Genomic DNA, 12935 nt, shown 5'->3' on the forward strand with positions numbered 1-12935 from the left:
CACCCCGGCGCCCAGGGGAGCTATCTCCCCGCAGTGATCGGAGTTTTAAGACGATCGACTTGACATCACCGACCGGCGCTGCCAGTCTCCCGCCTCCGTAGCGCGCCCGCTTTAGCGCGCCCGGCCAAACGCTCAATGAAGTTGTAGTCACGACACCACGTCGCTGAGACCGTTGATTCATAGGAGATCCCATGGCTCGCAAATGCAAACTGACCGGTAAGAAGCCGCTTGTTGGCAACCGCGTCTCCCACGCGAACAACAAGACCAAGATGCGCCAGCTGCCCAACCTGCAGCAGAAGCGTATTTACATCCCCGAAGAAGACCGCTGGGTCCGCGTGCGCCTCTCGGCCCGCGCGCTGCGCACGGTCACCAAGAAGGGCCTGCTTCCCTTCCTGAAGTCCGAAGGCCTCGCGCTTAAAGACGTGATCGCCTGAGCTTGAAGAGCCGCGACTCCTTCGCGGTCTCTACGCGCTTTTAAAAGCCGCCGCCCCAGCAGGGGTTGGCGGCTTTTTTTTGCCCGCGTCACGCCCTCACAGGGCTCAGGGCCTGTGTGTGACGTCGCGCCGGCATCGGCGCTGTGTTAGGCTTTACGGAGCGCAGCGCGGCGATCGGCCGCTCTCCCCCGGCGTACGCGACGATACGCGACGATAGACGTCGGGTTTTATTGCCCTTTGTTGACGTAGTGCAGGCCTCCGCGATGTCTGAGAAGTCACTAAAGACCCCGCTTCGCGCCCGGCGCGTGCGCCAGATCACCGGCGCGCTCGCCGCGATCCCCACCGCCGCGCCCGATACCCCCGAGATCCTGCGCGATCCCGGCCAGCTCACCGAGCTGAGTCTTCGCCTGCTCAGTGAGGGCGAGAAGATCGAGTTGCTGCTGGCCTTCCGCCGCCAGCTTCAGAAGCAGCAGCGCCGCTACAGCTCCCTCCTGCAGATCAGCAGTTCGCTGGGAGCGACGCTGGATCGCGAGGAGTTCTTAGAGATCACCCTGGAGCAACTCACCGAGCTGATGCGCGCGGAACGCTCCACCCTCTACCTCATCGATCAGAGCACCGGACAACTCTACGGTAAGATCGCCCAGGGCTCCCAGACCCAGATCGTGCTCGACCCGGGCCAGGGCATCGCCGGCTGGGTCGCCCAGAGCGGCCAGAGCATCAACATCCGCGACGCCTACAATGATCCCCGCTTTCACTCCGAGGTCGACTCCCGCACCGGATTTCAGACCCGCTCGATGCTCTGCCAGCCCATTCGCAATATGGAGGGCGAGATCCTCGCGGTGGTCCAGGTGCTCAACAGCGCCGGGGGTAACTTCTCTGAAGACGATGAGAACCTCTTAAGCGCCATCGGCGGCCAGATCTCGATCGCCCTGGAGAACAGCGAGCTCTACCACTCGCTGGTCGACAAAAACGCCCAGCTGCTCAACACCAAGGAGCGCCTGGAGCATAAGATCGCCGAGCTCGACCTGCTCTACAACATCCAGAGCAAGCTGAGTCATCACAGCGATCTGGAGAGCCTGGTGCAGACCATCACCCAGGAGACTCTGGAGTTGGTCAACGGCAAAGCCTGTGCGCTGACCCTGCGCGAGGAGGGCTACCACCGGGTGCATGTGCTCATCGATCGCAGCGAAGATCAGTCCAGAAATTGGGACTTCTACACCCGCGCGGTCACCGACGAGAACACCATCGGTCAGGCGGTGATCGCCAGCGGCCAGCCTTTTGTCTGCCATAGCCAGGCCTGCCAGCATCTGCCCGGTCCCACCAGCGAGGCCAGCGGCCTGCAGGTCGAAAACATCATCGCCGTCCCCCTCTTCGACGATGAAGTCTGCATCGGCGCACTGGAGGTCTTTAACCTGGTGCTCCCCCAGCAGGAGTGTCTGGGATTTACCGATGACGACGTGAAGATCATCACTCTGATCGCCTCCCAGATCGCCGGCACGGTGGCCTCACGCCGCCACCGCGAAGCCCAGGAAAAGGAGCACCGCCTGGCGAGCATCGGGCAGATGATCTCGGGGATCCTGCACGACTTTAAGACCCCCTTCTCCGTGATCAGCGGCTACGTGCAGCTGATGGCCGACACCGACGAGGCCGACGAGCGCCAGGAGTACGCCGGACGGGTCAAGCATCAGATCCAGCAGCTCAACCAGATGACGCGCGAGCTCTTAAAATTCGCCCGCGGCGACTCCCGGATGCTGCTGCGCAAGATCTTTGTGAACGCTTTGATGGATGAGACCCGCGAGCTGCTCGACGCCGAGCTGCGCGACCGCAACATCGAACTTGGTATCGATCTGAACTACCGCGGGGAGGTGCGCATCGATGTGGTCAAGATGAAGCGCGCCATCCTCAACCTGGCCCGAAACGCCGCCGACGCCATGCCCGAAGGCGGCCGCTTTACCATCGGCGTGGATCGCCAGGACGACCAGGTGATCTGGCGCTTTAGCGACACCGGCCAGGGCATCCCGCCGGAGATCCGGGACCACCTCTTTGAGTCCTTTATCACTCAGGGCAAGCAAGACGGCACCGGCCTCGGGCTGGCCGTGGTCAAGAAGATCGTCTCTGACCACGGCGGCACCATCACCTTTGAGAGCAGCCCCGGCCAGGGCACGACCTTTGAGATTCGCACCCCGATCCATCCCCCGGAAGAGCCGAGCTGAGATGAGCACACAACCTCTCCCCCGCACGCTCCTGGCGCTTTTGCTCTGCGCCGCATCTGCCGCCTGCGAGCCCTCCGAGCCCGCCCAGAGCCCGCCGGTAACCGTGCCCGGTGCCCCCAGGCTCGCCGCGTCCAGTCCTGATACATCCACACCACCCGCCTCCCCCGAAGGTGCCGAAGGCCAGCCAGCTCAAGGTGACAATACACGCGCTGAAGACCCGCCGGCCCGCCCCCCTGCAGAACTTCCGCCCGGTACCCCCGAACAGCAGGAAGCCCTGATGCAGGCGAAGATGGCGTTTTTGCAAAATCGCCTGGTCGAGGCTGAAGAGCGCTTTAAAGACATCGCCACCTCCGAGCCCCTCACCAGCGATACGGTTTCGGCAGCGATCGCCCTGGGCCAGATCTACAGTGAGACCGACCGACGTCAGCGCGCGCTGGAGCTCTACAACGATCTTCGCAAACGCGTCAGCGATCTTCCCGAGGTCCTCCTGGTGCTGGCGCGCACCATGGCCGAACTCGACCGCCCCGAGGAGGCCATCGCCACCTACGAAGAGGCGCTCAAAGCGCAGCCGGACTATATCTTTTTGCTCACCGAACTGGCTGAACTGCATATCAAGCAGGGTGATCAGGAGAAGGCCGGCAAGCTGCTCTATACCTACGAGCAGCGGGTGCACACGCTGGCCAACCGCCTCGAAGATCACACCACGGCACCCGAAGATCGCCTCTACCTGGTCGACGTCTTCTCCTTTGTGGACGATGAACGCGGCTACCGCGCGCTGATCGAGGCGCTTAACGATCCCCACCCCCAGGTGCGCCGCGCCGCAGCCATCAGCGTGGGAGAGTTGCAGCTGGATGAGGCGCGCAACATCCTGCAGCGCGTCGCCATTGAGGATGAAGCCACCGAGGTGCGCCTGGCCGCCCGCACCGCTCTGCAGATGATGCAAGAGCAGCGCTGAGCGCCCTCAGCGCACGAAGTTGCCGCCGGTGGTGATGTTATCAAGGGGCGCGACGTAAATGGTGCTCGTGCCCGCATCGACCAGCGCGATCTGGCGGCCAGCACCGATCTCGTCAATCACGATCAACTCCGAGGGGAGTACCGTGCCCAGCGAGGCTCCGGCGACGGCAAACGCCCGGTCCACACGGAAGGTGTAGCTCAACCCCTCACGCGCGCCGACCTCCCCCTCACGGATACGCAGGGTCAGGTAGGGGCCCTCCCAGAGCTCGCCGGAGGCCACCCGGCCCTGGACGCGACCATGGAGCGCGTCATCCCTGAGCACGCAGGTCTGCCCCTCGCGCTCCCACACCGAGGCGAACCCGCTCTGGGTGCCGGTCGCGATCCACTGCTGATGAGCGCGCACCTCGTAGCGCAGGCCCGTATCAAAGCACTCCCGGGTGGGGAGCATCGTCGCAAACCCCTCCTGGTCAATCGGGCTGATCGTCAGCGTTGTCGCGCCGAGCTCGGTGATTTCATAGGTTAAAAACGTCTCACTGCCCTGGAAATCCGCGCAGCCCGCGCCGGCCGCCGGCTCGGAGAGGATACGCAGGCGATCGCCCACCTCCACGCCGGCCGCGCAGTAGTCGACGCCGCCGGAGAGAAATGCCCCTTCGCCCTCGCTGCTGATAAGGCCCCGCTCCTGGCTTCCCACCCCGGGCAACGCGCCCTCGTAGGTGAGCGACCAGCTCTCGTTGCGCAGGCGGACGTCAAAGACCTGACGGTTGATCTCAGCCTCGACACGATTGCCCTCCACCTGGAGCTGAGTTCGGGCAAGCTGCATAAGCTCGGCGCGGGGAGCGTCGATAAAGTTGCGCAGCTCGTCGTCGACGTCGGGTGCCACCGGCTGATCGATGAGCGGGGAGCCACACCCCAGCGCGGTGGACGTGCCGGCCGAAGCCTGACTCATGGCCTCGCGAAGATCATCGGGCTGCTCGCAGCTCGCGCGGCCCACCAGGCGGCCCTGGGTGCCAGCGCCATCGCGCAACGCAAAGACCGGAGTCATGGCCAGCGTGCGATCCTCATCCTCAACGATGCGACGCTCCAGGAGGGCTTCATCGGAGGTATCGGCGCTCGCTTCGAGCGAGGCCAGCGGAAGGGCCGGGAGCTCCAGACAGCGGGACTCCGGATGGGCGTCTCGGAGCTCGATGTTGGCAGCGAAGTCCTCATCGCTGAGCAGCCCCTGGGGCGCCTCAAAGGCGCACTCCACATCGAGGACATCGACGCGGTAGAGGCTGCCGTTATCAGAGGCGACCATCACGCCATAGCGATGCGCCACAAGCGCGGTCGGACCATCGACGAGCACCCGACGCTCAAGCACCGGCACCATCGTGCGGGGCTGGCGCACAAGCGCAATGCCCGGGACATCGGAGGCGCCCACAGTGGTGGGCTCGCTGGCCAGTCGCGCGTCAATGAGCTCACCGCGCTCCCGGTCAATGACCACGACCTGACTCTCAGCCTGCTCAAGCACGTAGATAAACGCGCCGGCCTGATCAAAAGCCACCTCGGTGGCACCAAAGACGGTGCCGCGCTCGCCAGCCCAGTCGATACGGGCGATTTCACAGGGGGCGGCATCACCTTCCAGGCAGCTCGCATCCCCGAGGGCCTCCTCACTCAGCGCAATGAGCGAGAGATCGGCGCGGTCGCGGTAGACGATCGCCGCCACACCTTCCCGTGCGTCGAGCGCGATATCGATGGGCTGTCCGGGCAGCGCGAGTTCCACGGCCGCCTGCTCACCCCAGGTGCAATTTTCGGGGGTATGATCGCGGCGATCGATGGTGCCCTCGGGGCGATCGCAACCGAGCGAGGGCCCAACCCACAGGGCGTTGGGCTCGGCCAGCAGTGCGGCGCTCCCGGCACTCGACGCGTTCTCAAAAGTCTCAATGGCCAGGGGCGTCCCCGGAAGCTCCACGACCTCGGGGAGCGCGCGCATCGTCCAGAGATCGATAGCGCTCAGGGTGCTATCGCCCTGGTTCGCAACCAACGCAGCGGTGCCATCGCGGTTGGCCGCCACATCGATCGGACGCGGCCCCACCTTGACCTGGGTGATGCCCGGGATACGGGTGTCCAGGTTCACCAGACGCGGGATCGACGCCGCCAGGTCAACCACTCCCACACGCTCCGAGACGGTGTTGACCACCAGCCCGAAGCCGCGGGGGCGCTCAACATCGGCACAGCGCGGCAGTGCGGCCGAGGGAATGGAGAAGTCCTCCACATCGAGCGCAGGCAGGCACACCTCGCCACGCACCGCCTCGATAGCCACCGGTGCGTTAAGCCCCTGCGGAGCCACCCGCACCTGCTCCTCACAGCCCGCAGTGGCCAGCGTAAGAAGTCCCAACCCGCTAAGAATCGCGATCGTCCTGGCGTTGCTCATACGCGTTCACATCGTGTGCTACCCACCCCTTCTGCTCGACCCTTATCACCCGGAGTAAACGGGCGGCGAGCCTGTGGGGAGGTGGGGTTATTGAATATGATCGATGACCTGATGAAAGGTCTCACTGGCCGGGTCGAGATCGATGACCGCGATCGCCCCGCAGCTCTTATCGTCGTCGTCACAACGCTCGCCCTTCTGATCGCCGCGCTGGTCAAAGAGCGAGACATAGGCCTGACAGCGATCGCCAGGAGCGTTGCAATAGGCCGGCGAGGGATCGATCACCATATCGTAGGGGCTGCGCCCCACATCAATGATGTCGACCACGGCGCCGAGCTGCGGTTCGACGACCTGAATGATGCCGTTTCGGTACGAGGAGACGTAGACTCGCTCCACCCCGTCGGCGCCCTGATGCACCACCACGCCCGAGGCCTTCGGCTCAAGCGGGATGGTATCGATCACCTCGTGGCGAAGTCCGTTGGTTTCGTCGATACCCACCACAAAAAGCGCTCCGGGATTGCGCGCGGCCACATAGAGACGATCGCCAGCAGCATTGAACGCAAGCCCTCGCGCATCCACCTGGGTCACGGCCCGGGAGAGCTCCACACTACCGCGACGCACGATGGCCTCGACCTTGCCCTCTTCGTTGACGAAGGGCTGGAACATCGCCACCACATTGGTGAAACGTCCGGCCACGTACACATCCTGCGTGCCCGGGCGAATGCGCGTCTGGTTGCCCCCGTTTAGTAGCGCCGCACTGCTCATCGACGCGCCCTCGATCTCCCCTTGAGGGAAGCTCAGCGAGGTCACCTCGCTGCCCTGCAGATGAGAGAGATGCACAAGGTCAAACTCCACCGACTCGCCACCCACCTCCCGGGTCACTCGCCCCACCGAGAGGCCGAAAGGATCGAGGGGAATCTCGGCACCCTCGCGCACATCCGGCACCCGGCGCACCACGCAACTGCGTGTGTCGCGCTGCGGCTGACCGTCGACCTCGCAGAAGATCGCCTGCCCCTCGGAGGCCACATCAAGCACCGTCACCTCGCTCTGCTGACGGCTCGTCACGTAGGCGCGCGTGCCGTCTTCATTGAGCTCAATATGACCGGCAAACGAAGGGACGTATGGCGAGGCGTCGGCCAAAATGGTGTTCGTTGTGGTATCGATCACCGAGACCGTGCCGCCCATCTCTTCGTTGAACTTCAGGTCGAAGTTGCTGTTGGTCACATATAAAAAGCGTCCGCTCGGGTGGAGTTCAAGCCCGATCGGGTAGTAGAGCGCGTCGCGAGGCGGCAGGGGCTCTTCGTAGCGCTCCCCACATCCGCTTATACCCAGCGCGCAGCCGGCGGCCGCCATCAGCAGCCGCACTTTCATTCGGTCATTCATACCAGTCCAGATCGCCCTGTTTTCTTCTATCGATGCCCGCACAAGCGGCGAGTGCGGATTAGCACCTGCGCGCCCGCCAGCGCAAGCGCGCCCGCTGGAGAGCGGCGGCATCATGGTAAGCGGCACCTACGCTCCGAACGGACGAGCCCATCCGGCGATCGATTCGGGAGGACACACGATCGCCTCCACGCCCTCGGCGATCGGCCCGGGCGCGAAGACCTCCGCCGCTCTATTTTAGCCTCACTGGCCCGATAACCCCACACGGATCCCCCCCTGAATTCGCGCCGAAAGCCCCCTTCGGGCACGCAGCATCGAGCGCGTATGCCTGCGCCCCCCTTCGCTCTGCCCGCCCCGCATCCAGGCCCCTCAGACCCCGGGACGTGCTTTCGGGCACACCCGGCTTGTTTTTTTCCTCAAGGCCCGTTATGTAGTCCTCCGCCCACCTGCTGGGTCAAAATTTTGCGACGCCGACTTCAGGCCTGTGAAGCCTTCGCGCTTTTGAGCGCCACGATATTCTGGAGAGTTTGTCATGCGAGAGAAAATCCGACTCGTTTCGTCCGCCGGCACCGGCTACTTCTACACCACGACCAAAAACAAGCGGAACACCCCCGACAAGCTTCGCATCAAGAAGTTTGATCCGAAGGTCCGCAAGTACGTCGAGTTCGTGGAAGCCAAGATCAAATAATGTAGGCCGGCGCTCCCGGCTGACCCTTAAGAGGAATCCCCTATGTCCAAGTACGGAAAGATCAACTGGCGCCGCCGTCGCAAGATCGACCCCTTTGAGCAGAACCCCTCCTGGCGTCTTGATTACAAGAACGCCGAGCTGCTCAAGCTCTTTGTGACGACCACCGGCAAGATCCTGCCGCGTCGCATCACCGGCGTGAACGCCGTGAACCAGCGCCGTCTGCGCCGCGCCATCCTGCGCGCTCGCCAGATCGCGTTGCTGCCCTACACCACGCACAAGTCGTAAGGGTTGTGCGCGCGACCGCCTCTCTTCGGAGGCGATATCCGCGCGCCAGGGCAACATCGACGGCGGCCCCCTCCCCCATCGTTCTGCTCAGGCGGATTGGGAGGGCGGCCGCCGCGTTGCTTTCTTGGCGCTCGCAGCCTGCCCCCTGGGGTCCTGATCGGATCGCCCCGAAAGCGTCTGCAGGCCTGACCTTTCGTTGGGTTACGCTTTATTACAAGGGCCGCAGCGGCCGACCGCACGCGAAAAATCGACACATGCAGCCTGCATGAGCCCCGAAAGGGGGGCAGAGGCTGTAGACACCGCCCGGGCTCTCCGCTAGCCTTGCGCACAACCAGAAGCTCCTCAACCTGCTGGATAATCAGCGCTCTTCTGAAACGACATGAGGCCAGATATGGGATGGAACGTGCCCGGCGCCCCGCGCCTGTTGACCGCGACCCTGGGGCTATGCACCGTCGTGGGCATCACCGCCTGCAACGAGTACCCGGTTCAGCTGACGCGCTCGACCAGCGCCATTGAGTTTATTCAACCCCAGACGGCCAACGGCACCAACAAAGCCGACATCCTCTGGATGATCGATAACTCCGGCTCGATGTGCCAGGAGCAGAAGCTCTTGCGCGAAGGCTTTGCCGACTTTGTTGAGATCCTGGGTGAGGTTAACCTCGATTTCCATATCGGTGTGACGACCACCCACTTTGTCGATGACACCGTCGACAGAGGGCGCGAGCCGATCGCCGAGCCCGGTTATCTGCAATCAACCCCGCAGCCCATCCCGGGCGCTGACAACACCTGCTATTACGGGCTGAATGAGGACGGAAGTCTCAACTTAAATGATATGTCGCCCATTCTTGATTCCATCGCTATCGCCGTGGAGTGCACGACCAACCCGGGCGACTATCAGGATCTTCTCAACCCGCCACTGTCTGAGCTGCGTTGCACCTTTGACGAGTTTAACTGGCCCGAAGAATGTACCGGCGACGCTCGTCTGGCCGAGTCCTACTTCCCTCCTTCCTCGGCCTACCGCCCGATTCCCAAGGTACTCCGCGCAGAGGATTATACCGACGAACGTGGCGAGCTTGAGGTTAACCGCCTCGCCGAAGACTTCGCGTGTATGAGCCTGGTTGGCGTGCGTGGCTGGGGGTTTGAGCAGGGGCTGGCCGCTGTCGCCCGCGCCTTCTCGCCGGAGTTGACCGGGGGGCCTGACGGCGATCCGTCGCAATACCCCAACGCAGGCTTCTTGCGTCCCGATGCAGAGACCGGGGTGATCTTCGTCTCCGACGAGAATGACTGCAGCCACGATGGCACGCTCGACTACCAGACCTACTGTGGCGTCAGCGAGTGCACCTACCAGGAAAACCTGGGCGACGCCGGCGCACTATTGCAGGTCAACACCCTTCGCGACGAGCTGCTTGCCAACATCGCCGCCTCCCGCGGTGTGAACAGTGTCGATCCCAATACTGAGGTCATCATGGCCTCGATTCACGGCCGAGATCGCCGCTTCTTGGAGCCTCGTCCCGAGCCCGACTGCCAACCCAAGACGGCTAACGCCGGTGACCACGTCCCCATCAGCTGCGCCAGCGTCAACGGGGAGGCGTATTCGGGCCACCGCTATGCAGAGTTTATCAGTGCTTTTGAAAGGTCTTTTCCCAAAGCGCCCTCGGAAAACGAGCCGATGACCGGGCTTATCTGCAGCGACTTCACCCGTGCGCTCGATCAGATCGCCGATCTCTTCTCACCCAAAGCCTCCGCTTGCATCGACGACATCTACGCCTGCGACGGGCCCGAGGCAGCCTGCCCGGCCAACCCCTTCACCGGCGAGGCCGGCACCTGCCGTCCCTACCCCGTTGAAGCCGGCGTGGACCCCCTGGGCACCTACTACTGCGATACCGGTCTGCAGGTGCGCATGAAGCTTCCGGCCGCCGGTGCCGAGGCCGACCTGACGCGTCTGGAGACCACCCAGTACTGCCTGGAAGGCACCATCGGGATGCCCGAGTACCCCCGGGGCTGTGTGGTCGACCCCGCCAACTACCAGCTCAATGCATGTCCCGGCGGTCGCTCCGGGGTGATCATCGACTGGAATGACGAGCAGTGGTTCAACATCCTCTCCGGTCTTGAGGTTGAGGCGCGGTACGCGCGCCTTCCCAGCGAGCGTTAATCACGCCTCCACACGCCGGCCTCGAAGAGCGGGTACACGAGAATAAACGAGAGCAAAGCCACCTCCTGCGGCAAGGAGGTGGCTTTATATTTGAGTCGACGGGACGAGTATTGAGCCAGGGCCTCGACAAGATTTGACAAAAAGGCGCTTGGCGATCTCAAATAGAAGTCATTAGCATACCGGCGCATGGGCCAGATACGTGGGGGGACGATTGTGGTTTGTGTCCCGTGTCACCGATGTCGACGCTGTCAGGGAGTGCATCATGTCCAACCTGGGTTCGTCCTCCGGGACAGGCCAGCATATCCGCGCGTTACGCGAGGCGCGGAGGCAGAAGCTGCGAGAGAAGAGCCCGCAGCATCACTGCCCGAGCTGCATGTCGGTGGTTTTCGCCGATGAGCCGCAATGCCTGGAGTGCGCTCTGAGTTCGCCCGAGGCCGGTTGGCCCTCGCTCGAAGAGGCCAACGACCCGTGGCTTGGGCGGGTGATCGACAAGCGCTACCTGGTTGCAAAACCCCTGGGCCGCGGTTCGTCGGCCGCGGTCTACCGGGCGGAGTCGCTCTCGATCTCCCGCCATTTTGCCATCAAGATCATCGCCACCGACAAAGGTCAGGCCGACCAGATCATTGAGCGCCTCAACCGCGAAGTCGAAGCGCTGAGCCGACTTCGTAACCCGCATATCGTCTCGTTTTACGAGATTCTTGATCTGAAGGGCTCCTACGTCGCCGCGATCATGGATCTGATCTCGGGGATGACGCTCGAAGATCTGGTGATCCGCCAGGGCCCGCTAAACATCCAGCGCGCCTGTGCACTGCTGCGCCAGATTGCCAACGGCCTCTTTGAAGCGCATCAGGCCGGCATGATTCACCGCGATCTCAAGCCGGAAAACATGATGGTCGAGCGCCTGCCGGCCGGCGACGACTTCATGCATATCCTGGACTTTGGCATCGTGCGCCTGACCGACGACTCCGGCGTGAGCATGACCCACGGGTTTATCGGCACGCCCCTCTATGCCAGCCCCGAGCAGGCCATGGCTAAAACCGTCGATCGCCGCAGCGACATCTACAGCCTGGGGGCCATTCTCTTCTTTATGCTCACGGGCAAGCCCCCCTTTATCTCCAACAACGTCTACAGCGTGCTACGCATGCACGTGCGGCAGAAGCCGCCACGTTTAAGTGAGGCGCACCCGGAACGCATCTTCCCCGAGGAGTTGGAACGCCTGGTAGCGCGAATGCTGGCCAAAGAGCCCTCGGAGCGCCCCAATGATCTCTCGGAAGTGATCGCCGCGCTGGACACCTTTGCCAACTCGCAGCTCTCCTCGGAGGTGACTTCCTCATCCCGGGTGGGTGCCGACCGGAAGACCCCGATCGCCGGGGTGTTCGGGGCGAACAAAACCACAGTCGCCTCAAGCGTCGAAGGCGCGGCGGCTTCCCCCGACGAACCTCACGGGTTTGCACGCGAGGATCACACCAGCGCAGCCACCCTGCAGGCATTCGCAAAACGACAGCCCGCCCACACGCCCGTCTTCTCCCGCACGGACACCCCGCAGCACCATGAGGGCCTCAAGGCCATTCCCGCCCAGGTCCGCTATGCCTCGCACGAGAGCAGCTCGGCCACAGCCGTGCCCGCGACGACGCATACCCTGCGGGTGAGCCCGGCAAACGTGGTGGCGAGCGCTCGCAGGGAAGGTTCCTTCGTGATTCTGGAGGGCGGCCCCCACGAAGCGATGCTCTTTGAAAGGACCGCCAGCGGTCCACGCCCCCTGGCGGTGGCAACCGCCTCGCGCGTAACCGCGCTGGCGTTGGGCGATGATGCCATCTTCGCCGGGCACCGCGACGGCTCGATCTCGCGCACCTGCCTCGATAAAGCTCAAACGCGCACCCTCTTCCAGGATGTGCGGCGCGCCTCCATCGCCTCCATCGCGGTGAGCCCGTGCAACAAGAGCGTGATCGCCGGCTCGACCTCCGGTCGGGTTTATGTCCACCAACCCGGACGCGCCAGCGCCAGCGAGTGGGCGCGTATCCGCAACGGTGAGGCCGTGCGATGTGTGACGCTGGGCGCAGGCGGCGATACCGCCGCCATCAGCCGCCGTGACAACGGCGTTGAAGTCATCTCGCTGGGTTCGCCGCGTCAGCCCACGGCCCAGTTCCGCACCGAAGCGCCGATCACCGCCATGACGCTCTCGCCGGATAACTACCTGCTGGCCGCGGCGCTCGCCAACCACACCCTGGCGCTCTTCCAGATTCCCACCGGGCGCAGGCTGATGAGCCTGCCCACACGCCATCTTGATGTCCTCGCCCTGCTCTTTGCTGACGGAAGCACTCCGACGGCCATCTGCGCGGTTGATCGTCAGGTCCAACGCCTCTGCTTTGAGCAGATCAGCGCCGGCACCGCCGCGCTCTAGGCCGCAACACCGGCCGTCCCC

The 12935-nt window shown here is 63.7% G+C and carries 9 protein-coding genes; 7 read left to right on the top strand and 2 right to left on the bottom strand.

Features of this window, described 5'->3' with window-relative positions:
• Nucleotides 1–191 precede the first annotated feature (191 nt).
• The 3 genes from rpmB to EA187_RS06330 all read left to right on the top strand — a co-directional run bounded on the left by rpmB (nucleotide 192) and on the right by EA187_RS06330 (nucleotide 3602).
• Entirely contained in the window at nucleotides 192–434 is a 243-nt protein-coding gene (gene rpmB, locus EA187_RS06320) for a 50S ribosomal protein L28 (RefSeq protein WP_115606689.1), read from the top strand.
• Between the two features lie 263 nt (nucleotides 435–697).
• Entirely contained in the window at nucleotides 698–2647 is a 1950-nt protein-coding gene (locus tag EA187_RS06325; protein ID WP_127779596.1) for a GAF domain-containing protein, read from the top strand.
• A gap of 1 nt (nucleotide 2648) precedes the next feature.
• On the top strand, nucleotides 2649–3602 hold the full coding sequence (locus EA187_RS06330) for a HEAT repeat domain-containing protein (RefSeq protein WP_127779598.1): 954 nt from the start codon (nucleotides 2649–2651) through the stop codon (nucleotides 3600–3602).
• A gap of 6 nt (nucleotides 3603–3608) precedes the next feature.
• Here the strand turns inward: EA187_RS06330 and EA187_RS06335 are convergent, their stop codons facing one another.
• Nucleotides 3609–6011: a YncE family protein gene (locus EA187_RS06335; protein WP_127779599.1), complete on the bottom strand. Its 2403-nt coding sequence runs from the start codon at nucleotides 6009–6011 to the stop codon at nucleotides 3609–3611.
• Between the two features lie 87 nt (nucleotides 6012–6098).
• Nucleotides 6099–7391 carry a YncE family protein gene (locus EA187_RS06340; RefSeq protein ID WP_127779601.1) on the bottom strand — a complete coding sequence of 431 codons (1293 nt, stop codon included), beginning with the start codon at nucleotides 7389–7391 and terminating at the stop codon, nucleotides 6099–6101.
• Nucleotides 7392–7920: 529 nt separating this feature from the next.
• Between EA187_RS06340 and rpmG the strand changes: the two genes are divergently transcribed.
• The 4 genes from rpmG (at nucleotide 7921) to EA187_RS06360 (ending at nucleotide 12914) form a co-directional block, all read left to right on the top strand.
• The gene (gene rpmG, locus EA187_RS06345; protein WP_111731220.1) at nucleotides 7921–8076 is read left to right on the top strand and encodes a 50S ribosomal protein L33; all 156 of its coding nucleotides are present in this window, start codon (nucleotides 7921–7923) and stop codon (nucleotides 8074–8076) included.
• Nucleotides 8077–8118: 42 nt separating this feature from the next.
• Nucleotides 8119–8361, top strand: a complete 243-nt coding sequence (rpsR, locus tag EA187_RS06350; protein WP_115606679.1) for a 30S ribosomal protein S18 — start codon at nucleotides 8119–8121, stop codon at nucleotides 8359–8361.
• 391 nt (nucleotides 8362–8752) lie between these two features.
• The gene (locus EA187_RS06355) at nucleotides 8753–10513 is read left to right on the top strand and encodes a hypothetical protein (protein ID WP_127779602.1); all 1761 of its coding nucleotides are present in this window, start codon (nucleotides 8753–8755) and stop codon (nucleotides 10511–10513) included.
• A gap of 262 nt (nucleotides 10514–10775) precedes the next feature.
• Nucleotides 10776–12914 (top strand): WD40 repeat domain-containing serine/threonine protein kinase, encoded by a 2139-nt coding sequence (locus tag EA187_RS06360; protein ID WP_127779604.1) that lies wholly within the window; start codon nucleotides 10776–10778, stop codon nucleotides 12912–12914.
• Nucleotides 12915–12935: the final 21 nt, after the last annotated feature.

The sequence above is a fragment of the Lujinxingia sediminis genome, from assembly GCF_004005565.1.
Lineage (GTDB): Bacteria > Myxococcota_A > Bradymonadia > Bradymonadales > Bradymonadaceae > Lujinxingia > Lujinxingia sediminis.